Source organism: Streptomyces sp. NPDC093018 (assembly GCF_040684035.1).
GTDB lineage: Bacteria > Actinomycetota > Actinomycetes > Streptomycetales > Streptomycetaceae > Streptomyces > Streptomyces murinus.
In genome coordinates this window covers 267,684-291,144 of record NZ_JBFBFF010000009.1, presented here as the reverse complement: position 1 = coordinate 291,144, position 23,461 = coordinate 267,684, and the positions used below count along the sequence as shown (strand labels likewise).

The window sequence follows — 23,461 nt, the reverse complement described above, 5'->3', positions numbered from 1 at the left end:
GCGGACCGCGGCCAGGGAAAAGACCAAGACGCCCGCAGAGACGGAGACGAAGACGGACACGGTCATGACGACATCACCACCGTCAACGGCCGATCCGGCGCCGGCGCCGTCGTCTCCGCCCCCAGCGCGGCCGCCGCCGCCCGCGTGAGGACCACCAGCGTGACCGTGCCGGGCAGCGACCGCCACGCCCGGCGTACCGCCTCCGCGTCCTCCGCGACCCGCACCTCGACCCCGGCCAGGGCCAGCCCGGTCACGTCGGCGCGGGCGCCGATGGCGGCGACGGTACCCATCGTCAGGCCTTCCCGATCAGCAGGATCGCGACCACGAGCCCGTACACCGCGATGCCCTCGGCCAGGCCCACGATCACCATCGCCCGGCCGAACATCTCCGGCCGTTCGCTGAGCGCGGCCAGCGCCGCGGCGCCCGTGTAGGCGACGGCGATCGCGGCCCCGATCGACGCGCCGGCCACCGCGATGGCCGCCCCGATCAGCGCCGCCCCGTTGGTCCCGCCGCCCGCGGCGGCCTGTGCGGAGGCGTGGGCTGGGCCCGAGAGCGCCGTGCCCAGGACGACCAGGGCGCCGCCCAGCAGGGCGAGGTTCATGGCCAGGAGCCACCGGAAGGCGTGTCCGGTCCGGCGCCGGCGCAGCAGCCGGACGGCACCGAACACCGCCACCAGGACCGGCAGCACGATCAGCCAGGTGAGCATGGGACCACCTTCGCAGCGGGGTCGGCGGATTCCGCCCGGGGAACCCGCCAGGGACGGAACGGACGGCCCTCCGCCCCGAAGAGCCGGGAGAAGAGCTCGTAGAACTCCAGCCGCAGGGCCTGCACCCCGGCCACCAGGGCTTCGAGGCCGAAGGTGACGGCCGTACCCACGACGAACAGCAGCACCGCGCCCGCGACTCCGGCGCCGCCCCGCCCCGCCAGCGCCGTGGTGCCGCGCCACACCAGCCCGGCCAGCGCGGCATGGGTGAGCCCGAAGGCCGCGAGCCGGGCGAAGGACAGGGTGTTGGTGCCCGCGCGCACGACCACGTCGAACAGCCGTACCACCGTCTCGGCGAGTCCCGGGCCGCCGCCCGCCGTGTCCCGGTACAGCCCGGCCGCCACCAGCGCCAGCCCCGCCGCGGCGAGCGCGGCACCGGCCACGGCCACCGGCGCCCGGTGCAGGGCCAGGCCGCCGGCCGCCGCCGCGAGACCCAGGTAGAACAGCAGCCCGGCGCCGCCCGAGGCCGCGTACAGCCCCGTTCCCCAGCCGCCCTCACGCACCCGGTTGACCGCACCCGAGAGATGCGCGAGGACCAGCAGAACCGCGCCGAGGATCACGGCGGCGGCCAGCAGCCGGGCGGGCTCGGCCGTCGGGCTCAGCCACAGCACCGGCAGCAGCCCGGTCGGCCCGAAGAACTCGCCGTAGGCGGCGCCCGCGAGCATCGAGGCGAGCCCCGCGCCCGCCAGGAAGGGCCACAGCGGGCGCAGCCGGGCCAGTCGGCGCGGCCGGCCCAGGCGCAGCGCGAGCGCGCCCAGCACCAGCAGCGCCCCGTGCCCCACGTCACCGAACATGATCCCGAACATCGCGACATAGGTGAGCCCGGCGGGCCACGAAGGATCGAGATCCGCGTACGCCGGGGTGCCGTACGTCGTGACCAGCGGGGTGAAGGACGCGGTCCGGTGCGGCCGCAGCTGGGTCGGCGGATCGGTGCCGCGCGGTGACGGCAGCGGCAGCAGCGCCCCGCCCACCGCGGCCAGCCGTCGCGCGACCCGGGACATCTCGGCGGCCGGGCACCACCCGGCCAGCGCGACGGCCTCATCCGCGCGTACGGCGGCCCCCGCCCGCTCCTCCAACTGGGCCTCGCCCGCCAACAGGCCCGCGCTGCCCTGCCGTTCGAGCAGATCGAGGTCGGGCGCGGCACCTGCAAGGACGGCCGGGGCGGCGCTCTCCGGACCCGCCCCGCGCCCCCGCACCCGCTGGAGCCGCGCGGCCGCCGCACCCGGAGCGGACCCCTCGGCGCGGTCCAGCTCCACACAGCCCTCCTGCGCGATCCGCACCAGCGCGGCACGCAGCGCGGCCCGCGGCACGACCACCGCCACACGGCGCATCCGGACCGGTGTCATCGCCTCAGACCAGGGCATCGAACGCCTCCCGCGCCCGGTCGCCGCGCGCCGCCGACGCCAGCGCCGCCCGCACCCGCCAGGCATCCACGGACAGCACGGCCACCGCGCCGACGACCACCTCCGGCCCGTCACGGCCCTCCCGCAGCAGCGCTCCGCCCTCCGCGCCCACCGTGCGCCACCAGCGGGCCTCGGCGTGCCACAGCCCGCCCGGTTCCCCGGCCTCCGCCAGCACCCAACGGGCCGACGAGGGAAGGCAGTCACGGAACTCCTCGTAGGAGGCGGCGCCCGGCGCCCGGGGCCCGAGCAGCCGTGCCGCATCGCGCAGGACCGGCTCCGGCAGCGAGCGCCCGTGCACGAACCGTTCCCGCGCCAGCAGCAGTACGGCGCGCGCACGCGCCCAGCGGCGCGCGGACGGTACGGCGATGTCCGTGCGCCGGGCGGCGGCCATCCGCATCCCCGTCACCAGGGCCCACGGTGTGTCGCCGCCCGGGTCGCCCCAGGGCGAGGCGATGAGCGCGGCCCGCAGCTCCGTGGGCGTCCCCGTGTGCCGCTCCAGGCTCCGCCAGGCGGTCTCCAGCGCCCCCAGCCGGTACGGCTCCGGGACCCGCGCGGCATCCCCGTCCGGTGCGGCCAGCCAGGAGACCACGTTGGCGATCTCGAACCCGGCGGCCAGCGGCACCAGCAGCCGGGCACCGCCCGGCGGCAGCCAGCCGGCCAGCACCCGCAACTGCCACAACACCGTGGCGGCCACCGCCCGCTGCGCCCCGGGCAGATCCACCGCGGTCCCCGTCCGGCGCGCGTACGGCGTCGACGCCAGGATCCGCAGGGCGTCGTCCAAGGTGGGGCCGCGCGCGATCTCCCGGGTCGCCGCGGGTCCCGGACACCGGCCGACGAGAGCCCTGGCCCGCACCGCGGCGGCGACCCACCCCGCGCTCACGGGCTCCCCCGTGTCCCGCCCGCCGGGCGCAGGGCGTCGGCCACCGCGCTGTCCACCAGGGGCGGCATGCGCTCCCCGGCCCGCTCGCGGATAGCCGAGGCGGCGCGCTCCCCGGCCGCGCGCAGCGCGTCCGCCCCCTGCCGGGCCTCCCGCTGAACGGGTTCGGCCGCCCGCGCGCGCACCGCGGGTGCCCGCTCCCGGGCGGCGGCCACGACCCGCTCGGCCTCCCGGGCGGCGTCCCGGCGCAGGGCATCGGCGGCCTGCCGCCCGGCGGCCCGGATCCGCTCCGCCTCCTGCTGGGCGTCCGTCAGCCGGGCGAGCGCGGGCTCCAGTTCCGCCGCGCGCTCGGCCGTACGGTCGGCAGGCACACCCGCGGCGGACGCGCCCGGCGTGCCCGTCGGACGGAACCGCTCCAGGAAGTCCCGCAGGCTCATGGATGGCCTCCTGCCTCCTGACTCCTGCCTTCTGCCTTCTGCCGGTCGGCTGTCCCTTCAGTCTCACCGTTCCCGCCCCGCCCCGCACCGGATAGGGCCCCGGGGCCGTCCCACCAGGGCCGTTCGGCTCTTGGCAGGAGCAGCGGGCGCGCGAGACCGGGACCGTAGGCAGCCGTCGGACCGAGGAGGCCGCCGTGGACGCGCACGAGAATCGCTCCGCCCAGCGCGAGGCATGCTCGAAGAACGGCCCTCCAGGACCGTACGACCGGCACCCCCGTCCCCGTCTCCGTCCCCGTCTTCGTCCCCCGAACCCGGGCAGCTCGTGGTGTGCGACGTGATGGACGTGCCCGCCGCGCACATCCGCGCCGATCTGCCGTACCGCGACATCGCCCGGGTGCTGGCGCGCTGCCGGTGGTCGACGCGGAGGACCATGTGGTGGGCGTCGTATCGGAGTCCGATCTGCCGGCCAAGGTCGCCTTCGAGGCGTCCGGTCATCGGCCCGGCCCCATCGGGGGGGGGCGAGCGCCGGCTGCACGGCAAGGCACGGGGCGAGACCGCCGCCGACCTGATGACCAGCCCCGCCATCACCGTGCTGCCCGGGGCGACCGTCGCCGAGGCCGCGTGGCTCGCCGCCCTTTCCCGGCTCAAGCGGATGCCCGTCACCGACCGGGCGGGCCGACTGGTCGGCGTCGTCCGAAGGGATGCCCTGCTCCAGGCCCTGATCAGGGACGACGCCGGTATCCGGGCCGAGGTCGAGGCCACGGTCGAGGCGACCTGCCCACCGGCCGACCGGGACGCCGTGCAGGTGGCCGTGCACGACGGCATCGTGGAACTGACCGGACGGATGCCCGCGGCGACCGCGCGGCGACTGCTCGCGGAGATCGAGCGGATCGCCGACGTGATCGAGGTGAAGAACCTCCTCGGCCCCGGCACCTGACACCGGTCGCCACCGCGGCATCACGCCGGTGCCGGAACCCACCCCGGAGGCGCGGACCATGTCCCGAACCGTCACCGCAGGCATCGACGACTCGCCCGAGAGCCGGGCCGCCGCCGAGTGGGCGGCCCGCGAGGCACAGCTGCGCGGCCTGCCCCTGAAGGTCGTGTACGTCCAGGAGCCCACGCCCAGGATGGCGGCCAGGACCCCGCTGTTCGACCTCGACAGCTACCGGCGCTGGGCCGAGCGGATGGCCGAGGAGGCCGCCACCGGCATCCGCGCCCGCCATCCGGACCTCGATGTGAGCACCGCGCAGCTCACGGGGACCGTGGCCGATGTGCTGTGCGAGGCGGCGGGCGACGCCGAACTGCTCGTGCTGGGCTCCCGGGGCCTTGGCCGCCTCAGCGGATTCCTGGTCGGCTCGGTGAGCCTCGCCGTCGTCGCCCGCGCCGAACGCCCGGTGGTGCTGGTGCGGGCGGGGAAAGAGACCGGCGACGCACAGCGGACGGAGCCGGCGGGCACACCGCCCGGCAGCGGAGCCGTCGTGCTCGGCCTCGACGTCGACGAACCGGCCGAACCGGTGCTGGAGTTCGCCTTCGACGCCGCCGCGCGCCACGGAGTCCCGCTGCGCGCCGTCCACGTCTGGCCGGAGCCGCCGACCTCCTTCTACCGCTTCTACGGCGACGCCGAACTCTACGACGACCTGCAGCGCGGGCAGGCCGACCTGCTGACCGGGGTGCTGCGCCCCTGGCGGCAGAAGTACCCGGACGTCGAGGTGATCGAGGCGAGCCGCTGCGGCAGCGCCGCGCAGGTCCTCGTCGGCCAGTCCCACGACGCCTGCCTCGTGGCCGTCGGCCGCCGCATCCGCACCCGCTCCTTCGGCTTCCACCTGGGCCATGTCCTGCACTCCGCGCTGCACCACATCGCCGCCCCGGTCGCGGTCGTCCCGCACAGCTGACGTCCCGCGCAAAGGACGCCCCGCACAGCTGACGGCCCGCGCACCTGCACAGCTGCCTGCGCAACCGACGGCCGGTCCTCGCGAGCGTTGCTCAGCGGGGCCCCACCAGATCCCACTCCTTGTCCCAGAGGGCCAGTCGGCGCCGGTCGAGACGAGCCCGCGCGAAGGCGCCCGCGCCCAGTACCGGAGCCGCGGCGACCAGCGCGGCACCGGCGGCGAGGAGACCGGCCTCGATGCGCCCCTCGGCACGGTCCGTGGGCGCCGTCGTGACCAGCCGTCCCCGGTCGTCCTGCCACAGGCGCACCGTCGTGCCCCGGGGCAGGCTCGGGTCCACCAATGTGTGCCCGGTACGAGGCGTACCGTCCGGCGCCACCCAGCGCACGGTGTCCTGCACCCGGCCGTCCGCCGACCACTGCGCGGCGATGCCCTGCGGCGCGTCGGCCATCAGGACCGCCCGTACGGGATGCCGTTGAGCGCGCTGCTCCGCGAACCGGTGCTCGGCGGCGCGGAACGCCAGCGGGGCGACGACCGCGTCGAGGAGCACCACGACCGCCCAGACGGCCAGCACGAGCCACGCCTCCAGGACGTCCTCGCGCCGGCGCAGCGGATTGCTCCGCCACCGCCACAGATGCCGTTTGCCGCTCATCACGGAGACCTCCGCCTCGTGCCGAATCCTTCGCCTTCGACGGTGCCTCCGAGGGGTCCGTACCCACAGGGGCCGAGGGGCCTCCACGACGGGCCGCCCGGGTCCGGATCCGGCACCGGGCGGGGCCATGCGTCCTTACCTGCGGTGTCACCGTGGCTATGAGTACCGCCGGTGTCACCGGGCCCAGGCCGCCGTCGTGATCGGCTTCGCCGCGGTGGGCACCCGCGCCCGGGACCTCGTCACGCCGTCGCCGCGCTCCGGGCGCTGCGATACTGCCCGCCATGACAGCAACTCCCGACGGGCCGACGGTCCCGTTCTCCCGTATCAAGGTCCGTACGGGGGCCCTTGTCTTCTGCGGGGACGAGGCTGGCGGGTCATCGACCAACGGGTCACCCGCCCGGGCCCGACCCCGCCGCCGCGCAAGCTGCACCTGATCCACCGGCTCCACATCACCCCCGAACTCCGCGCCACCCTCGCCGAGCAGGAACTGGACGAACTCCCCGACGGCGGCCACGAGATCGGCACCTCGGACCCGCGCTGGCGGCGCTGGACCACCCCCGAGCCGCCGTCGGTGACGCCGCCCTGGACGCCGTCACCGACGAGAACCACACCTGGGTGTGAGTACCGGGTGTGAGTACCGGGTGTGAGCGAGGGCGCCGTCAGGGCAGTTCGACGGAACGCTCCTCGTCCAGGATCCCGTACCCCGCACTGGTGTAGAGGTTCATGGCCACCTCGTTCCCGCCCCACACCGTGAACATCAGCGCCGATTCACCGGCCGCGAGGGTGGCCCGTTCGCCGACCGCCATCGCGGCCCGCCCGTACCCCTTGCCGCGCTGTTCCTCGTGGACGTGCAGCGAGTACCCGTAGGTGACCCCCGGCAGATACCCGTGCTTCAGCCACCCCGTGCCGATCGGCTCGCCTGCCGCCTCCAGCACCAGGAGCGTGGTGTCGGGCGTCGCGAGCCCCTCGGGAAGCAGCCCGGCGAAGTCCTGGTCCGACTTGCGCACGGCATCCGCCCGGCTCATCGCCCCCGACCGGACGATGCCGCTGATGTAGGACTCCTTCTCCTGCGTGAGCCACTCGGCATACTCGGCCGGTGTCATCGGCCGCCCGGTGACACCGTCGACCGGCTCCGGCGGGGCCTCGACCGGCCGCACCCTGACCTGCCCGCGGACACCGTACGCGATGAACACCTCACCCAGGGCGGGATCGGTCAACCGAGTGCTCACCAGACGCGCGCCCCGGTCGGCGCACCACCCCTCCGCCCATTCCCGGGCGGCCCGTTCGTGCCCCCGGCCGGTGTGGTCCGCGTCGATGTGCAGATCCCCGATACGCCCCGTGAGCGCCCCGCGTTCCTCACCCACCCGCACGGCCACGCAGCCCACCCGGGCCCCGGCGTCCGCGATCTCCGCGACCGTCCAGTCCCCGGCGAGAGCGCGCCCCTTCGTCACGTACTCCTGCGCCGCGGCCGCGCCGAGACCGGCCGCCAAGTATGCGTCGACGAGCCGCCGCTCGACGTCCTCCCGCCACGCCGTGCTGTCATCGAGAATCCTGAATTCTGTCACCCGGCACACTAATCACGCGGTCAGCCACCCGAGCGAGTGAATTTCGCAGGGGCGTCGGCGATCCGGGTACGCGCGGCCGTCTGGCGACAATATGAGGAGGGGGCTCCATGAGGAGTGTCTGCCTATGGAGGACAGGCGGGCGGTCCGCGCGTGCTACCCCGAGGAGTGACGACGCAGATGGGCGTCTACAGCGAGCAGTACCAGCGTGCCATCAGCGACCCGGAGGGCTTCTGGGCCGCTGCCGCCACCGCGCTGACCTGGTACGAGGAGCCGTCACACATCCTGGACGACACCCGGGCACCCTTCTACCGGTGGTTCCCGGACGGAAGGATCAACACCTGTTTCAACGCGCTCGACCGGCATGTCGACGCCGGCCACGGCGACCGTACGGCACTGATCCACGACAGCCCCGTCACCGGCACCACCACCTCGTACACCTACGCCGAACTCCGGCGGCTCACCGCCCGGTTCGCGGGTGTGCTGCGCGCACTGGGCGTCGGCCGGGGCGACCGCGTCGTCATCTACATGCCGATGGTCCCCGAGGCGGTCGTCGCGATGCTGGCCTGCGCCCGGCTGGGCGCGGTCCACTCCGTCGTCTTCGGCGGATTCGCGCCGCGCGAACTCGCCCTGCGCATCGACGACGCCCGCCCCAAGGTCGTCGTGTCCGCCTCCTGCGGCATCGAGGGCAGCCGCGTCATCCCCTACAAACCACTGCTCGACGAGGCGCTGCGCCTGGCCACGTACACGCCCGACATCAGCGTGATCCTCCAGCGCCCCGAGGCGCACGCCGAACTGTCGGAGCGCGACGTCGACTGGGACGAGGCGATGGCCTCCGCCGCACCGGCCGACTGTGTGCCGCTCGCCGCCACCGACCCGCTCTACATCCTGTACACCTCGGGCACCACGGGCCGCCCCAAGGGCGTGGTGCGCGACAACGGCGGCCACGCGGTCGCGCTCGCCTGGAGCATGGCCAACGTCTACGACATCGGCCCGGGTGACGTCTGGTGGGCCGCCTCCGACGTGGGCTGGGTCGTCGGACACTCGTACATCGTCTACGCCCCGCTGCTCGTCGGCGCCACCAGCGTCCTCTACGAGGGCAAGCCGGTCGGCACCCCGGACGCGGGTGCCTTCTGGCGGGTCGTCGCCGAGCACCGGGTGAAGGCACTGCTCACGGCCCCCACCGCGATGCGCGCGATCAAGAAGCTGGACCCGGCCGCCGAGCTGCAGGCCGGATACGACATGACGCCGTTCCGCTGTCTGTTCCTGGCCGGTGAGCGCCTCGACCCGGACACCTACGACTGGGCCCGTACGACGCTGGGCGTGCCCGTGATCGACAACTGGTGGCAGACCGAGACGGGCTGGCCGATCGCCGCGAACCCGCGTGGCCTGGAGCCGATGGAGGTCAAGCCGGGCTCCCCGAGCGTGCCCATGCCGGGCTATGACCTGCGGATCCTCGACTTCGAGGGCCACGAGCGCCCGGCGGGCGAGGAGGGCGCCATCGCGCTGCGGCTGCCGCTGCCGCCCGGGACGCTCACCACGCTGTGGGGGGACGACGACCGCTACGTGGACTCGTACCTGTCCCGCTGTCCCGGCTTCTACCTCACCGGCGACGGCGGATACCGCGACGAGGACGGCTATGTGTTCGTCATGGGCCGCATGGACGACGTGATCAACATCGCCGGGCACCGGCTGTCCACGGGCGCGATGGAGGAGGTCGTCGCCGCCCATCCCGATGTCGCCGAGTGCGCGGTCATCGCGGTGTACGACGCCCTCAAGGGGCAGGTGCCGCGCGCCTTCGTGGTGCTGAAGGCCACCGCCGTCCGCGACGCCGAGGAAGTGGAGGCGGAGATCATCCGCGAGGTCCGCGACCGGATCGGCCCGATCGCCGCGCTCAGGGACGTCACGGTGGTGGCGGCCCTGCCGAAGACGCGCTCCGGCAAGATCCTGCGCGCCTCCATGCGCTCGCTGGCCAACGGGGACGACGCCCCGGTGCCCGCCACCATCGACGACCCCGCCGTACTGGAATCACTGCGCCTCGCGCTGCGCAAGGAGAACTGATGCCGACGCCTTCGCCCCCGGGGCATCGGCGACCGTGACGGCCCGACCGGCGGCACCGCTCACCTGACATCCGTACGGCGGTGATAGACCTTGTTGGCGATGCGCCAGCCGTCGGCCACGCGGACCAGCAGAAAGATGTCCGTGAAGGTGTCCGGGCCGTGCCGGAGCGTCATGGTCGCGGTCGCGACACCGCCGTGCACCTCGACGGCGTCCACGTGCCGGGACCGGATGGGCTCGTCCGGAGCCGGCCGCCCCGGGAAGAGGGCGCGGTACTCGTCCAGGCACCACGAGACGAACTCGCCGTCCCGGATCCCCTCGATGTGCGCGGTCGGCAGGAACGCGTCACGGAAGTGGACGGGATCGCCGGTGGCGTGCCCGCGGATGTAGGCGTGCAGCGGTTCGAGTACGGCGTCCCCGTGCGGTGTGGTCATGTCCGCCACAGTGGTGCCGCGCGGGAGCCGCGACAAGCGAAGATCTCGCACGGGAGCCCTGCGACGCACGCATACCGCGTGGCCATGGTCATATGGACGCCATGGACCTGACGGTGTGGCGAACCTTTGTGACCGTGTGCCGACTCGGATCGCTCTCGGCGGCGGCGGCCGAGCTCCATCACACCCAGTCGGCCCTCTCCCGGCAGATCGCCGGCCTTGAACGGCAGCTCGGCGTACCCCTGTTGGAACGCCACCCGCGCGGAGCGCGGCCGACACCGGCCGGCGAGGTGTTCCGGCATCACGCGCTGGCCACGCTCACGGAGGCCGACCGCGCCCTGCGCGCCGTACGGGCGGCGCGCGAGGGGTCGTACGACCGTCCGCTGGCCGTCGGCGCGACCCCCTCGCTCGCCGCGGGCGTCGTCCCCGAGGCCGTCCGGGCCCTGTTGAAGCAGGCCGGGCCCCTCCGCTGGAGCCTGCTCCCCGGTTCGAGCGGGCGGTTGCACCAGCGTGTGGCCACCGGCGATCTCGACCTCGCCGTCGTCACCGACGCACCGCCAGGACTGCCCCACGACCCGCGCACCAAGCGCCGCTTCCTCGGCCTGGACGACATGGTCGTCGCACTGCCCACCGACCATCCCCGCGCCGGGCGCGGCCCGGTATCCGTACAGTCCTTCGTCGATGAGACCTGGGCCGAGGACAACGACGGCTCGGCGGCCCTCCTGCGCCAACACGCCGCCCGCGCCGGGATCAACGTCCGTATCGACCTCACCGCGGCCGACCTGCCGGGCAAACTCGCCCTGGTCGCCACCGGCCACGCCATCGCCCTGATACCCGGCGTGCTGACCCGCGCCCTGCGCCCCGACATCACGACCGTGCGCCTCGTCGATCCCCCCACCCGCGGCATCTACACGCTCACCCCGCGCCGCGACCCCCACCCGTCCACGCCCGCCCTGCTCGACGCCCTTGCGAGCGCCTTCGCCACGGCCCGCCCCGAGAACAGGCAGCCGCGGCGATAGCCCCGACGCCCCGAGCCGTATCGGCCCCCGTGCCCTGAAGAACGCCCTCGGTACGATCATCCGGATCATCCGTTCCGAGGAGTCCAGCTCAGTGACCGTCGCCCCACCGCCCCGCGCCGCCACCGGCGTTCTTCCGATGCAGACACTGACCCGCGTCGAGTGCGACGAGCAGCTGTCGGCCCTGCTCTGGCGGGCGGGAGCCGGCTGGCGGATGATCAGCAGCGCGGTGCTCGGCGGGGGCATCGGCGAGCGCTCCTGGGTCCTCAACGCCCAGGTCTCGCACGGCTACAGCCGCACCGACCCCGACGCCCATCTCGCGAGCCTCGCCCATGCGGCCGGGACGCGCGGGCCCGGTGTCGGACTGATGACGGCCGCCGACGTCCTCCAGCACGGCCGCGCCCACGACGACGGCGTGGCGGCCGTGGTCACCGCCGGCCTCGGCGTCCACGGCTGGGCCGCCGCCCCCGCCCCGGGCACACCCTTGCCGCCCGCCCCCGGCACCATCAACATCATCGCCGCCGTCCCCGCCGCCCTGACCAACGCCGCCCTGGTCAACGCGGCCACCACCGCCACCGAGGCCAAGGTCCAGGCACTCCTCGACTCCGGCTACGACTGCTCCGGCACCCCCACGGACGCGGTGTGCATCGCCGCTCGTATCCCGCGACCCGGCGAGGAGCCACAGGCTTTCGCCGGTCCCCGCTCCCTGTGGGGCGCCCGGCTGGCCCGCGCGGTCCATGCCGCGGTGTGTGCCGCCGTGGAGCCGGTTCGCGGGAGATCCCTCAAGTCGGCGAGGACATTTGCGGGTTCATGACCGCAGAACGGAAGGGGAAGCGGCTTCGACCCCTCGCCTCTTCGCCTCCTCGCCTCCTCGGCTCCGTCGTGGGCCGCTTTGCCGCGGCCGGTGTTCCGCGCCGACGTGGCTCAGTCCCGCGGCAGCAGCACCCGTGACATCCCCGCCGTAGCCAGCAGCAGCACGGCGACGGCCAGCAGCCCGATGCGCATGCCGGGAAGGGAGAAGCCGCCGTCGGAACCGGCGAGCAGGCTGCCGAAGAGGGCGACGGCCAGGGCACCGCCCAGTTGACGGAGGGAGTTGAGCAGGCCCGAGGCCGTGCCCGCGCGTTCCGCGGGGACCGCGTCGATCAGCAGCGCGGTCAGCGCGGGCACCGCGACCGCGCCGCCCATGCTCAACGGCAGCAGCAGGACCAGTACCAGCCACACCGGGGTGTCGCCGGCCAGCGGCAGCATGGCCAGCATCGCGGCGGTGAAGACCAACTGGCCGAGGACGATCACCGACCGCCGCCCGAACCGCTCCGCCAGACGCGGCGAGACCAGATTCGTCGCCGTCACCACCGCCGACATCGGCACGAACATCAGCCCGGCCGCCGTCGCCGACATCCCCCGCAACTGCTGGTAGTACAGCCCGAGCAGGAAGATCCCGCCGTAGAACGCGGCGTTGACGGCGAAGCCGACCGCGAGCGGCACGGCCACCCGGCGCTCCCTCAGCAGCGCCGGCGCAATCATGGGCTGACGGTGCCGCAACTCCACGACGCGAAACACGAACCCGGAGACGACGGCGAGCGCGCCCGCGCCCAGCACGGGCAGGCTGGTCCAGCCCAGATGACCGCCCTCGATCACCGCGACGGCAAGCCCGGCCAGGGCCAGTACGGCGGTCAACTGACCGAACCCGTCCAGCGCGGCGGGCCGGCGCGGCGAGCGCGGCACCCGTATCAGCAGGCCGAGAATCACCGCGCCCACCGGGAGGTTGAGCAGGAACACCGCCCGCCAGCCGGCCGACTCGGTGAGCAGGCCGCCCAGTACCGGACCCGCGGCCATCGCCACCGAACCGCCGACGGTCCACAGCGCGATGGCCCGCGCCCGCTCCCTGCTGTCCTCGTGCGCCTGCCGGATCAGCGCGAGCGAGGCCGGCATCACGACCGCGGCGGCCCCGCCCTGCGCCACCCGCGCGGCGACCAGCACCCCGATCCCGGGCGCCAGCGCGCAGCCGAGGGAGGCCAGGGTGAACAGGGCGACACCCCAGGCGTAGGCGCGCCGGGCGCCCGCACGGTCGGCGATGGCACCGGCCGAGAGCATCAGGGCGGCGAACATCAGCGTGTACGCGTCCACCACCCACTGGAGCCCCGCCATCCCGCCGTCCAGGGACTCCCGGATCGAGGGCAGAGCGATGTTCACGGCCGACACATCGATGGTGATCACGGTGAATCCGAGCAGCGAGGCGACCAGCGCGACCCCGGCCCGCCGGGGCGCCTCGGCACCGGTGCCCGCCTCGGCTGGTCGGGCCCGATCCGGCCGGCGTCGTCGTACCCCGGGCAGCGGCGGGCCGGGCGCGTGCTCCCGGTCGGTGGTGGCGGTCGGGGACGGGGGAGGGGTGCCCGGCATGGTGGCCTCCTGGACGATCAGGCACGGTCGGCGGTGTCCGTCGGGGACGAATCGGCGGGCGGCCACGAACGCCGGGACCGCGGTCCGGTGTCACGCACCCCCTGGGTTCCGCGCCGTCGGGCCGCCCGCTCCGGGACCAACTCTGCGCCCGTAGGGCAGCGTTCGGCAGACCGCGCCGCACCCGGGGTGCGGCGTTCCAGGCCCTGACACGGCCCCCCAACACCCCCGTACCCCTGTCACAATTGATCGAATGGGAGCAGCAACAGACGTACGGGGTACCGAACTCGGCAGATATCTGAAAGCCCGCAGGGCGCGGATACGGCCGGAGGACGTCGGCCTCCCCACCGGCGCGGGCCTGCGCCGCACCCCCGGACTGCGCCGGGAGGAACTGGCCGCGCTGGCAGGCGTGAGCGTGGACTATTACATCCGCCTCGAACGCGGCCGCGAGACCAACCCCTCGACCGCCGTCGTCGACGCCCTCGGCCGTGCCCTGCGTCTGCGCGGCGACGGCTACGAACGCCTCCATGAACTCGCCGAGTTGGCCGCCGGCCGTACCTCCGAACTCCCGGCCTGCGCGGACCACGCCGTCCGCGACTCCGTGCTGCGCCTGCTGGAATCGGTACGCCCGCTGCCCGCCTACGTCGTGAGCCGCTACAACCGCGTCCTGGCCGCCAATCCGCCGGGCCGACGACTGCTGCCCGGCCTGTGGGACTGGCCGGAACACCAGCGCAACGTGACCCGTTACCTCTTCCTCCACCCGGTGGGCAGGACGCTCTACGAACCCTGGGAGGACACCGTCGCCGTCTCGGTCGCACATCTGCGGGCGGTCGCCGGTGCCGATCCGGACAACCCCGAACTGACCACGCTCGTCGGCGAACTGGTCTTGAAATCACCTGAGTTCGCCCGCCTGTGGGAGCGGTACGACGTCTGCGAACGCGGCGGCGGCCAGAAGAACTTCCGGCACCCCGGGGTCGGACCCATGACCCTGACCTACGAGGTCATGCGGCTGGCACGGACGGGCGGTCAGCGGATGGTCGTCTACCAGGCGGCCCCCGGCACCGCCGACGAAGAGGCCATGCTCGGACTGGAGGACGAGACAGCCGCGCTCCGGCCGGAGGGCGAACCCGTCCCGCACCGAAGCTGAACAGCCGGACAGGCGACCGGGCGCCGGGAGAGTCCCGGCGCCCGGCGCGGCAGCGTGGCCGTCACTTCTTGTGGCAGCCCCACTTGCCGTTGGTCTTGGTGAAGTGCTCGCCCTTGGGGCACTTCTTGTGGCTCGGCGTCGGGCGGGGGGTGGATGCATGCTGGGCGGCGGTCGCGTGGGTGTTCGCCGGCACCGCGAGGGCAGTCCCTGCGGAGGCCATCGCTGCTCCACCGGCGAGTGTGCCCGCGGCGACGCTGGCGACCAGAGCCCGTACGATCTTGCTGCGCATGATCGGCACCTTTCTGCAGTCGGCGTCAGTACCTCCGTCGATTCTTGGGGGTGGTTCGCGCGCCGCGCATCTCGATCACGGGCACGCTGGACGGTTCGAACGCCGAACCTTCCGGGGCGGGGGCCTTCGGGGCCGGTCAGGGCCTGCCGCGGTGCATCCGCCGCGCCCAGCGCTGGTAGCGGCTGACCGGTGGGGCGGCGGGCGCGGGCTGCTCGGGGCGCGGTTCGGCGGCGGGCGGCTCCGGCGCGCTGTCCCGGGGCGGGCGGAGGCCCTCGGTCGAGTAACGGGTGGCCGCGATGCTGTCCACGATCTGCTGCTCGGTGAAGTTCTCCGAACCCGGCACATGGGGCACGAAACCTATGAGCACACCGTCACTGACGACCTCCGCGTCCAGCCCCGACACGCCGTCGGTGTCCCACAGGGCCTCGATGCTCTCGTCCAGGACGACCCTGATCCCGAACTCATAGACCCCGGCCTCGACGAGGTGGGCCATGACCCCGCGGCCCCGCAGCGCCGCCACCACGCGCTTGGCGCGATCCTCGTCCATAACGGCCGCATCCCTTCGAGATCGGGCCCGCGACGGCCGGCCCTACTGCCCGCGCTTCCCGGTCTAGCAAGGGCCGTGGCCATCCGAAACCATCTTTAACGCGTCTTTTGCAGAGAAATAGGGGGATTTTCAGAAGGGTGGACGAGGGGTGGACGCATGCTCCGCCGTCCCTCGGCACGACAATCGGTCCCGTGACGGAGCCGTGACGCTCGTACCCATACTGAGACATTCCGAACGCAAGATCGGGGGCAGGCTCAAGTCGACCATGGTCCCGGTGGAGAACACCCGCCGGGCCATTGCACGACAAGGAGTGTTCGTATGAGCAAGAAGCACGCATTCGCCGCCGTGGCCGCACTCGCGCTGGCGGTCACCGCGGGCGGGGGAATCGCCGTGGCCGCACCCATGACGGCCGAGGGCGGCGCGCCCTCGGCCTGTCGTCCGGCCAACCACACGGCGACGATCGCCGCGGCGCCCGCCAGCTCGGGGTACAGCCACTATCGCGTGACCCTGACCGCCGCGCGCGGGTACGAGTCGTGTGTGCTGGCCGGTTCGCCCACCGGCGTACGGTTCTCGAACCACGGCAAGCAGACCGGTGTCGCCGCCGGGCACTACGGCGACCAGAAGACGAAGGTGACCTTCGGTCCGGGCCACCCGGTGCACTTCGACATCCAGGTTCCGAACATGCATCGCGGCACAGCCTCGAACGAGGCGTCGTTCACGCTCCAGGCACCGGGCGGTGAGATCCCCGGCACGTCCTTCGCCGAGGGCAAGTTCTCTGTCGCCTCCGGCACCCTGATCGGCCCGGTCCAGCGCGGCGCCTGACCGAAACCGCCGGAAAACCCGGGGTGTCCCGCGGCGGCTCGGCCGCGGGACACCCCGGTGTCGCGGAGAGGGCAGGATTCGAACCTGCGTGGACCCTTGCGGATCCGACCTCGAGACATGCTCGCTGGTCCCCGATCAACCACTCCGGGCACCTCTCCTCGCTCCCGGTTCCCGGTTTCCCGGGCCCCGTTCACATGAAGAAGAGTGACAGAACCGGCTGACGCGGCACTGACGCGTACGGCCTACAGGCGGGCCTTCATGCTCTCGCAGACCCCGTGCACGTCCTTGATCTCGAACCCGCCCTCGGCGCCGCGGAGTACACCGCGATAGCGCCCGAAGAGCTGGAAGTAGTCGACCGCGAAAAGACCGAGGTTGTGCTTCACCTGCTTACGGCCCTCCGGCTCGAAGACGACATCGAGGCGGCCGTCCCGGGAGGCGACGCGCCAGACGGCCGACGGATCGGCCGACGCGGGCTCGAAGACGATGTCGCCGAGCGGCTCGCATCTGCCCGGCGTCCACAGACAGGACTCCTCCGGCTCCCCGGCCAGTTCGGGCCGCGCCGCGAAGTTGGCCCCGACGACCTCCCCGTCCTCCATCGACGTCGCGAACGTCCCCCAGACCCAGTCGGTCCGGTACGGCAGCAGCGAGCGGTGCTCATCGAGTATCGCCAGATCGCGATCCGGCTCGAAGACGACCTCGGCGTCCCCGACACGGAGCACGCCGGAGGCGGGGAAAGCGGCCTTGTGCGTGTACATGCTCCCGCCCGGCAACCGGGAACTCACCGAGAGCGGAGCGGTGGCCGCCCCGGCGTCGAGTTCGAGCTCACCGCGGATGGCCGGGGCGTTCGCCGTCCCGGCGATGTCGATCTCGATCCGATGCCGCGCCGACGTACGCGAAAAGGAATAGGCGACCCGATACCCGCGACGCTCGAACCGACAGGCGCTCTCCAGCAGTTCGGCGGGCAGCACGGCACTGCCACCGGCCGCGTTGGCCGCGTGCTGGTGGAGCACGCCGCCCGCCCTGTCATAGGCGTAGATCTCCGAACTGGCGAGATAGTGCGCGTCCTGGATGATCAGCGACGAGTACCACTGCGGATGCGACAGCGTGAACCCGACCCACTCCTTGAGCCGCACCCTCTTCAACCGCCGCGCGAGCCCGCCGTACACCTCCAGCGGATCGACGACAGCGGGCCGATCGGCCAGCCGCCCCCAACGACGAATACCGTCCTCGACCAGGCGCTCAGGGGTGGGCATGCCGGGTAGTCTGCCCAGGGTGCCGACGCGGGGTCAACGGTCGATCGGCACCGGTCGTCGTCGGCGCGGGCGTCCGCACGTGGAACGGACGACCCCTCCCCGCAGCGCCGGCCCCACCGGAACACCGTCCGACCGGTGGAGCGTCCCGAAGGGCACGCGGGACCGGCGCCGTGGCACTCAGCCGTTCCTGGGCGGAGCGCGTCAGCCCACTCGGCGCGGGATCCCCAGCGGGTTCGCGTCCTGGAGTTCCGGTGGGAGGAGGTCGTCGGGCCAGTCCTGGTAGGAGATCGGGACCAGCCAGCGGTCGATCGCGGTGGCGCCGACCGAGGTGTGCAGCGGCGCCGTCGTCGAGGGCCAGGGGCCGCCGTGGTGCATGGCCCAGCAGACGGCGACGCCGGTCGGCCAGCCGTTGTGGACGAGGCGGCCCACGCGGTGCCGCAGCGCCGTCACCACCCGCGCGGCCGCCGCCGCGTCGTCGGCCGTGGCGTGCACCGAGCCGGTCAGGCTGCCGGGCAGGGACGCCAGGACCTCGGTCAGAAAGTCCAGGTCCGGGTAGGTCACCACCAGCCCGGCCGGGCCGAAGCACTCCTCGGCCAGGGTGTCCAGCTGGTCCGCGAAGGACTTCAGGGACAGCCGCCAGACCCGCGGTGCCACCGCGAAGGAGTCACCGCCCGCGCTTCCGGAGGCCAGCGGGACGAGGTCCGCGGTCTCGTCCAACTCGGCCACCCTGGCCCGGTATCCGTCCCTGATCCGGGACGTCAGCATCGCCCCGGTCGCGGCCGCGCCGACCGTGGCCGCGACGGCGTCCACCAGCGCTCCGCCTTCGGGGACGAACAGCAGCCCCGGGTTGGTGCAGAACTGGCCGGTGCCCAGGGTGAGCGACTGCGCGTACCCCTCCGCGATCTCCCGGGCGCGTTCGGCCGCGGCGCCGGGGAGGACCACCACCGGGTTCACGCTGCCGAGTTCGCCGTAGAACGGGATCGGCTCCGGGCGAGCGGCGGCGAGGTCGTACAGGGCCCGTCCGCCTGCCTGCGAGCCGGTGAAGCCGGCGGCCTTGACGGCCGGGTGGCTCACCAGCGCCGCACCGGCCTCGAAACCGGTGACGAGGCCGAGGACCCCCTCGGGCGCGCCCGCCTCGCGCAGCGCCCCGGCGACGATGCGCGCGACCGCGGCCGAGGTCGCCGGGTGGCCCTCGTGCGCCTTGACGACCACCGGGCAGCCGGCCGCGAGCGCCGAGGCCGTGTCGCCGCCCGCCACGGAGAAGGCGAAGGGGAAGTTGGAGGCGCTGAACACCGCCACCGGTCCGATCGGCTGCCGCATCCGGCGGATGTCGGGACGCCCGGTGGCCGGGTCGGCCGGGGTGAGTACGGCCTGCACATGACCGCCGTCGCGCAACACCTCGGCGAACAGGCGGAGCTGGCCACTGGTGCGGCCCACCTCGCCGGTCAGCCGCACCTCGCCGAGCGCGGTCTCGGCGTCGGCGACGGCGACCAGTTCGTCGCGGGCGGCGTCCAGCGCGTCGGCGGCGGCTTCGAGGGCCCGGGCCCGGTCGGCGGCGGGCACCGCGGACCAGACGGGGAACGCGCGGGCGGCGGCGCGGGCCGCGGCGTCGACGTCCCTCGCGGTGGACACGGCGACCGGATCGCCGACGGGCTCGCCGGTACGCGGGCTGATTCCCCGCAGCGGGGCGGACATGGTGTCGGTCATCGATCGAACCTCCGGGTCGAAGGGGCGGTGAGGGGGTGAACTCACGGGGAAGTGGGTCGGGTTGTGCGCGGCGTCAGCCGTTCACGTCCGTGCCATCCGTGCCATCCGTGTTATCTGTGCCGACCGCGCCGTCGTCCGCGTCCAGTGAAGGCGAGCAGAACGCCCCGCCCAAGTAGATCTCGTCCAACGGGTCATGGCGGCCTTCGAGTTCCCCGGCGAAGCGCTCCGCGTCGTCCTGCGGCTCGTAGCCCAGCGCGCGTGCCTCGTCCAGGGAGAACCAGCGGCGGGTGTTGTCCGAGACGCCCCACACCACACGGAATCCCGGCGAGGGCGCAGCGAGCAGCGCCTCCATCAGGCGGGCGCAGTCGTCCGGGGCGAGCCAGGTGGCCAACTGCCGGGTGGCGATGGGGCGTTCGAAGCAGCCGCCGATACGGACGCAGACCACGTCCAGGCCGTAGCGGTCGTGGTAGAGGCTGCCCAGGGCCTCGGCGGCCACCTTGCTCACACCGTAGTAGGTGTCGGGGCGGGGGAAGAGGTAGTCAGGCGCCTCGTCCTCGCTCCGGGGGTAGAACCCCACCGCATGGCTGCTGCTCGCGATGATCACCCGGGGCACGCCCGCCCGGCGGGCCGCTTCGAGGACCGTGCGGGTGCCGTTGATGTTGATGTCGAGGATCTCGTCCCAGGGTCCCTCGACACTCAGCCCGCCGAGGTGGATCACCGCGTCGACGCCGGTGAGGGCCTCGCGCATCGCCGGCAGGTCCGTCACCGACAGCCGGGCGGTCTCCACGTCCTCGCCCTCGGCCGCCTCGGGCACCGGCGCCACGTCGAGCAGTCGCAGGGTCCGGCCCGCGCGGGCCAGCCGGGGGCGGAGCAGGGTGCCGACTCCTCCCGCGGCTCCGGTGATCACGATGCGCTGACTCACTCGCCTCATCTCCTTCGCGGCGACTTCGGGCCGGGTCCGTGGCGGCCCGGCGTGTCCATGGGCGTCTTGACCGTACTCCGGGGCGAGTCTTACAGTTCAAAGGCAAGTTCGCAAATGTGGAGCCTGTCTGCATATGTAGACGACGAGGAGTGTCACGTGCCCATGTTCGACGGCGTGCTGTTCTTTCCGGTGACGCCCTTCGCGGCGTCCGGGCAGGTCGACCGGGAGGTGCTGGCCGAGCATCTGCGTCGCGGTCTGGCCGCAGGACCCGGCGGGGTCTTCGTCGCCTGCGGTACGGGCGAGTTCCACGCGCTGAGCCCCGATGAGTACGGCGAGACGGTGCGCACCGCGGTGGCGACCGTGGCCGGCCGCGTCCCGGTGTACGCCGGCACCGGCGGTCCGCTGCCGCTGGCCCGCCAGTACGCGCGCATCGCCCGGGACGCGGGCGCCGACGGCCTGCTCCTGCTGCCGCCCTACTTGGTCCAGGCCCCGGCGGCCGGACTCGCCGCCTACGCGCGCGAGGTCGCGGACGCCGGCGAACTGCCGCTCATCGTCTACCACCGCTCCAACGCCCGCTTCGACGCCGAGACCGCCGCAGAACTGGCCCGCCACGACAAGGTGGTCGGCTTCAAGGACGGCGTCGGCGACCTCGACCGGCTCTCCCGCATCGTGACCGCCGTACGCCATGAACTCGCGGGCACCGGCAAGGAGTTCCAGTTCTTCAACGGCATGCCCACTGCCGAGGTGACCGTCCCGGCGTACCGCGGCATCGGCGTTTCCCTGTACTCCTCCGCCGTCTTCTGCTTCGCCCCCGAGATCTCCAACGCCTTCTACCGGGCGGTCGAGAAGGGGAACGCGGCCCAAGTAGATCGGTTGCAAAGGGAGTTCTTCCACCCGCTCGTGGCCCTGCGCGACCTGGTCCCGGGCTACGCCGTCTCGCTGGTCAAGGCCGGCGTGCGCCAACAGGGCCTGGATGTCGGCGGGGTGCGGCCCCCGCTGGTCGACCCGGCCCCCGAACACCTCGACGCCCTGCGCCGGATCACCGACGCGGGCCTGGCCCTGGTGGAGGACTCCGCCCGATGAGCGACGCGATCCGCATCACCGACGTCACCCTCACCCCCGTCGCCTTCCGCGACCCGGCCCTGCTCAACGCGGTCGGCGTGCACGAGCCGTACGCGCTGCGCGCCGTGCTGGAGGTGCACACCGATCAGGGGATCACCGGCCTCGGTGAGACCTATGCCGACCAGGGCCATCTGCGCAGGCTGCGGCGGGCCGCCGAGGCCCTGGTGGGCCTGGACGTCCACCGCCTGGGCCGGATGTACGCCGCGGTCGCCGCCGCGCTCGGCGGGGACACCGGCAGCGACGGCCACGGCCTCACCGGCATGATCACCAGCAGCAGCACGGTGGACCGGGTCTTCTCGCCGTTCGAGGTCGCCTGCCTGGACATCCAGGGCAAGGCAGCCGGGCGCCCGGTCTCCGACCTGCTCGGTGGCGCCGTACGGGACCAAGTGCCTTTCAGCGCCTACCTGTTCTACAAGTGGGCCGCGCACCCCGGCGAGGGGTCCGACTCCTGGGGGGAGGCGCTCGACCCCGACGGCATCGTGGCGCAGGCCCGGCGCATGATCGACGACTACGGATTCACGGCCATCAAGCTCAAGGGCGGTGTCTTCCGGCCGGAGCAGGAGATCGAGGCGGTCCGCGCCCTGCGCGAGGCGTTCCCCGACCGGCCGCTGCGGCTCGACCCGAACGCCGCCTGGACGGTGGACACTTCACTGATGGTCGCCCGTGAACTCGACGGCGTCCTCGAATACTTGGAGGACCCCACGCCGGGACGAGAAGGCATGGCCCGGGTCGCCCGCGAGGCGCCCATGCCGCTCGCCACGAACATGTGCGTGGTCGCCTTCGACGAACTCAAGCCCGCCGTGGCCCTGGACGCGGTCCAGGTCGTCCTCTCCGACCACCACTACTGGGGCGGCCTCCAGCGCTCGAAGGTGCTCGCCGGGATCTGCGACACCTTCGACCTGGGCCTGTCCATGCACTCCAACTCGCATCTCGGCATCAGCCTTGCCGCGATGACCCATCTGGCGGCGGCGACACCCAACCTGACGTACGCCTGCGACACCCACTGGCCGTGGAAGACCGAGGAGGTCGTCGCACCGGGCGCCCTGGAGTTCCGCGACGGCTCCGTCGCCGTACCCACCGCCCCGGGACTCGGCGTCGAACTCGACCGCGACGCGCTGGCCCGCCTGCACGAGCAGTACGTCTCCTGCGGCCTGCGCGACCGGGACGACACCGGATACATGCGGCGCATCGACCCGTCGTACGAGAAGAAGGTCCCCCGCTGGTGAGGCCCCCGGCCCGCGGGACACTCGCGTAGCGGGCATGGGAGTGCGCGTAGCGGGCATCGGCGCGCGGAACGGATCTCAGCGGATGCCGTTCCGCCGCAGTGTCCCCGCCAGCTCCGCGGCATGCCGGGTGACCGCCTCCGCGACCCGTTCGATCTCCTGGTCCGTGGCGTGGTCCAGCGGGATCGAGCAGCTGATCGCATCGGTCGCCGGGATGCGGTACGACACCGTCGCGGCGACACAGCACAGCCCCGGTGTGTTCTGCTCGCTCTCCAGCGCCCAGCCGCGGGTCCGTGTCTGCTCCAGCTCCTCACGCAGGGCCGGGCGACGGGTGACCGTGTGCGGGGTGAGCGCCTCCAGGGGCTGCTCGGACAGCAGCGCGTCCACCTCCCGCGCGGTCAGCTCGGAGAGCAGCGCCTTGCCCAACGCCGTCGCGTGCGCCGGGAGTTGGCGGCCCACCCGGGAGGTCAGCCGACGGGAGTCCGTGGCCTCGCGGGTGGCGAGGTAGATGACGTTCGAGCCGTCGAGGCGGGCGTAATGCGTGGTGTAGCCGACGTCCGCGCGCAGCTGCTCGATCCGGCGCACCGCGTGCGGCAGCGCCGGATCCCGGTCCAGGTACGCCGTGCCGCACAGCAGCGCGCGCGGGCCGATGCCGAAGCCGGCCGCCTCGCCGCCCTCCTCGACCTCGATCCACTTCAGCGCCACCAGGGTGCGCAGCAGCGCGTACAGGCTGGAGCGCGGGTATCCGGTGAGCTCCTGGAGCTGCCCCAGGGTGAGCCGCTCCGGTGCGGCCGAGAGCACTTCCATGATCTGGACGGTGCGCTCCGCCGACTTCACCGGCCCGCGCCCGGCGTCACCTGTCCCGGTCATGCGTGCCACCCCATTCCGGCCTCTCGACCGTCAACTCGGGCTTTCCCGACCGCAGTCGGCGCCCCCGTTTCACCGGA

The 23,461-nt window shown here is 73.3% G+C and carries 24 protein-coding genes and 2 pseudogenes; 10 read left to right on the top strand and 16 right to left on the bottom strand.

Annotation, left to right across the window (positions count from 1 at the left end):
• Positions 1-62: 62 nt before the first annotated feature.
• From AB0N90_RS21900 to AB0N90_RS21880, 5 genes are read right to left on the bottom strand one after another with little or no spacing between them, the layout of a single operon-like run.
• Positions 63-290 (bottom strand): V-type ATP synthase subunit F, encoded by a 228-nt coding sequence (locus tag AB0N90_RS21900; protein ID WP_365198980.1) that lies wholly within the window; start codon positions 288-290, stop codon positions 63-65.
• A gap of 2 nt (positions 291-292) precedes the next feature.
• Positions 293-706, bottom strand: a complete 414-nt coding sequence (locus AB0N90_RS21895; protein WP_162136125.1) for an ATP synthase subunit C — start codon at positions 704-706, stop codon at positions 293-295.
• A complete protein-coding gene (locus AB0N90_RS21890) occupies positions 691-2,127 on the bottom strand; it encodes a V-type ATPase 116kDa subunit family protein (RefSeq protein WP_365198977.1) in 1,437 nt (478 codons plus the stop codon). Before AB0N90_RS21890 ends, AB0N90_RS21895 begins: the two co-directional genes overlap by 16 nt.
• Positions 2,114-3,046 (bottom strand): hypothetical protein, encoded by a 933-nt coding sequence (locus AB0N90_RS21885; protein WP_365198976.1) that lies wholly within the window; start codon positions 3,044-3,046, stop codon positions 2,114-2,116. Before AB0N90_RS21885 ends, AB0N90_RS21890 begins: the two co-directional genes overlap by 14 nt.
• Positions 3,043-3,480 (bottom strand): hypothetical protein, encoded by a 438-nt coding sequence (locus tag AB0N90_RS21880; RefSeq protein WP_365198975.1) that lies wholly within the window; start codon positions 3,478-3,480, stop codon positions 3,043-3,045. The genes AB0N90_RS21885 and AB0N90_RS21880 overlap by 4 nt, the downstream gene beginning before the upstream one ends.
• A gap of 568 nt (positions 3,481-4,048) precedes the next feature.
• Between AB0N90_RS21880 and AB0N90_RS21875 the strand changes: the two genes are divergently transcribed.
• Positions 4,049-4,417, top strand: coding sequence for a CBS domain-containing protein (locus tag AB0N90_RS21875; protein WP_365198972.1), 369 nt, complete (start codon positions 4,049-4,051; stop codon positions 4,415-4,417).
• A 58-nt stretch (positions 4,418-4,475) separates the two neighbouring features.
• Complete coding sequence (locus AB0N90_RS21870; protein ID WP_365198969.1) at positions 4,476-5,372, top strand: universal stress protein; 897 nt, start codon at positions 4,476-4,478, stop codon at positions 5,370-5,372.
• 91 nt (positions 5,373-5,463) lie between these two features.
• Here AB0N90_RS21870 and AB0N90_RS21865 read toward each other — a convergent pair whose 3' ends face one another.
• Entirely contained in the window at positions 5,464-6,018 is a 555-nt protein-coding gene (locus AB0N90_RS21865) for a hypothetical protein (RefSeq protein WP_365198967.1), read from the bottom strand.
• Between the two features lie 196 nt (positions 6,019-6,214).
• On the opposite strand from AB0N90_RS21865, the gene AB0N90_RS21860 reads away from it, so the two are divergent.
• On the top strand, positions 6,215-6,652 hold the full coding sequence (locus tag AB0N90_RS21860) for a hypothetical protein (RefSeq protein WP_365198965.1): 438 nt from the start codon (positions 6,215-6,217) through the stop codon (positions 6,650-6,652).
• Between the two features lie 25 nt (positions 6,653-6,677).
• On the opposite strand, the gene AB0N90_RS21855 is transcribed toward AB0N90_RS21860, so the two are convergent.
• A complete protein-coding gene (locus AB0N90_RS21855; RefSeq protein WP_365198963.1) occupies positions 6,678-7,583 on the bottom strand; it encodes a GNAT family N-acetyltransferase in 906 nt (301 codons plus the stop codon).
• Positions 7,584-7,760: 177 nt separating this feature from the next.
• Between AB0N90_RS21855 and AB0N90_RS21850 the strand changes: the two genes are divergently transcribed.
• The gene (locus AB0N90_RS21850; RefSeq protein ID WP_365198961.1) at positions 7,761-9,641 is read left to right on the top strand and encodes a propionyl-CoA synthetase; all 1,881 of its coding nucleotides are present in this window, start codon (positions 7,761-7,763) and stop codon (positions 9,639-9,641) included.
• A gap of 59 nt (positions 9,642-9,700) precedes the next feature.
• On the opposite strand, the pseudogene AB0N90_RS21845 reads toward AB0N90_RS21850, so the two are convergent.
• Positions 9,701-10,054 (bottom strand): annotated as a pseudogene (locus AB0N90_RS21845) (nuclear transport factor 2 family protein); the annotation flags it as partial.
• 119 nt (positions 10,055-10,173) lie between these two features.
• Between AB0N90_RS21845 and AB0N90_RS21840 the strand changes: the two are divergent.
• Positions 10,174-11,088, top strand: a complete 915-nt coding sequence (locus tag AB0N90_RS21840; protein WP_365198958.1) for a LysR family transcriptional regulator — start codon at positions 10,174-10,176, stop codon at positions 11,086-11,088.
• A 136-nt stretch (positions 11,089-11,224) separates the two neighbouring features.
• Positions 11,225-11,899, top strand: coding sequence for an adenosylcobinamide amidohydrolase (locus AB0N90_RS21835; RefSeq protein WP_365199144.1), 675 nt, complete (start codon positions 11,225-11,227; stop codon positions 11,897-11,899).
• Positions 11,900-12,009: 110 nt separating this feature from the next.
• On the opposite strand, the gene AB0N90_RS21830 is transcribed toward AB0N90_RS21835, so the two are convergent.
• Complete coding sequence (locus AB0N90_RS21830; protein WP_365198957.1) at positions 12,010-13,485, bottom strand: MFS transporter; 1,476 nt, start codon at positions 13,483-13,485, stop codon at positions 12,010-12,012.
• 250 nt (positions 13,486-13,735) lie between these two features.
• Between AB0N90_RS21830 and AB0N90_RS21825 the strand changes: the two genes are divergently transcribed.
• Positions 13,736-14,629, top strand: a complete 894-nt coding sequence (locus AB0N90_RS21825; RefSeq protein WP_365198954.1) for a helix-turn-helix domain-containing protein — start codon at positions 13,736-13,738, stop codon at positions 14,627-14,629.
• A gap of 61 nt (positions 14,630-14,690) precedes the next feature.
• Here AB0N90_RS21825 and AB0N90_RS21820 read toward each other — a convergent pair whose 3' ends face one another.
• Together AB0N90_RS21820 and AB0N90_RS21815 are read right to left on the bottom strand one after the other, a co-directional pair.
• Complete coding sequence (locus AB0N90_RS21820; RefSeq protein ID WP_361678320.1) at positions 14,691-14,918, bottom strand: hypothetical protein; 228 nt, start codon at positions 14,916-14,918, stop codon at positions 14,691-14,693.
• Positions 14,919-15,054: 136 nt separating this feature from the next.
• Positions 15,055-15,465 (bottom strand): hypothetical protein, encoded by a 411-nt coding sequence (locus AB0N90_RS21815; RefSeq protein ID WP_365198952.1) that lies wholly within the window; start codon positions 15,463-15,465, stop codon positions 15,055-15,057.
• A gap of 318 nt (positions 15,466-15,783) precedes the next feature.
• On the opposite strand from AB0N90_RS21815, the gene AB0N90_RS21810 reads away from it, so the two are divergent.
• Positions 15,784-16,287 (top strand): DUF4232 domain-containing protein, encoded by a 504-nt coding sequence (locus tag AB0N90_RS21810; protein ID WP_365198951.1) that lies wholly within the window; start codon positions 15,784-15,786, stop codon positions 16,285-16,287.
• 63 nt (positions 16,288-16,350) lie between these two features.
• Here AB0N90_RS21810 and AB0N90_RS21805 read toward each other — a convergent pair.
• From AB0N90_RS21805 to AB0N90_RS21790, 4 genes and pseudogenes are all read right to left on the bottom strand, one after another.
• Positions 16,351-16,445 (bottom strand): annotated as a pseudogene (locus tag AB0N90_RS21805).
• 84 nt (positions 16,446-16,529) lie between these two features.
• On the bottom strand, positions 16,530-17,540 hold the full coding sequence (locus AB0N90_RS21800; protein ID WP_365198948.1) for a DUF2804 domain-containing protein: 1,011 nt from the start codon (positions 17,538-17,540) through the stop codon (positions 16,530-16,532).
• Positions 17,541-17,741: 201 nt separating this feature from the next.
• On the bottom strand, positions 17,742-19,247 hold the full coding sequence (locus tag AB0N90_RS21795; protein WP_365198946.1) for an aldehyde dehydrogenase (NADP(+)): 1,506 nt from the start codon (positions 19,245-19,247) through the stop codon (positions 17,742-17,744).
• A gap of 73 nt (positions 19,248-19,320) precedes the next feature.
• Positions 19,321-20,178, bottom strand: coding sequence for an NAD(P)-dependent oxidoreductase (locus tag AB0N90_RS21790; protein WP_365198944.1), 858 nt, complete (start codon positions 20,176-20,178; stop codon positions 19,321-19,323).
• A 147-nt stretch (positions 20,179-20,325) separates the two neighbouring features.
• On the opposite strand from AB0N90_RS21790, the gene AB0N90_RS21785 reads away from it, so the two are divergent.
• Both AB0N90_RS21785 and AB0N90_RS21780 read left to right on the top strand, forming a co-directional pair.
• Positions 20,326-21,252, top strand: coding sequence for a 5-dehydro-4-deoxyglucarate dehydratase (locus tag AB0N90_RS21785; RefSeq protein WP_365198941.1), 927 nt, complete (start codon positions 20,326-20,328; stop codon positions 21,250-21,252).
• On the top strand, positions 21,249-22,517 hold the full coding sequence (locus tag AB0N90_RS21780; protein WP_365198938.1) for a glucarate dehydratase family protein: 1,269 nt from the start codon (positions 21,249-21,251) through the stop codon (positions 22,515-22,517). The genes AB0N90_RS21785 and AB0N90_RS21780 overlap by 4 nt, the downstream gene beginning before the upstream one ends.
• 75 nt (positions 22,518-22,592) lie before the next feature.
• On the opposite strand, the gene AB0N90_RS21775 is transcribed toward AB0N90_RS21780, so the two are convergent.
• Positions 22,593-23,384 carry an IclR family transcriptional regulator gene (locus AB0N90_RS21775; RefSeq protein WP_361678344.1) on the bottom strand — a complete coding sequence of 264 codons (792 nt, stop codon included), beginning with the start codon at positions 23,382-23,384 and terminating at the stop codon, positions 22,593-22,595.
• Positions 23,385-23,461 lie beyond the last annotated feature (77 nt).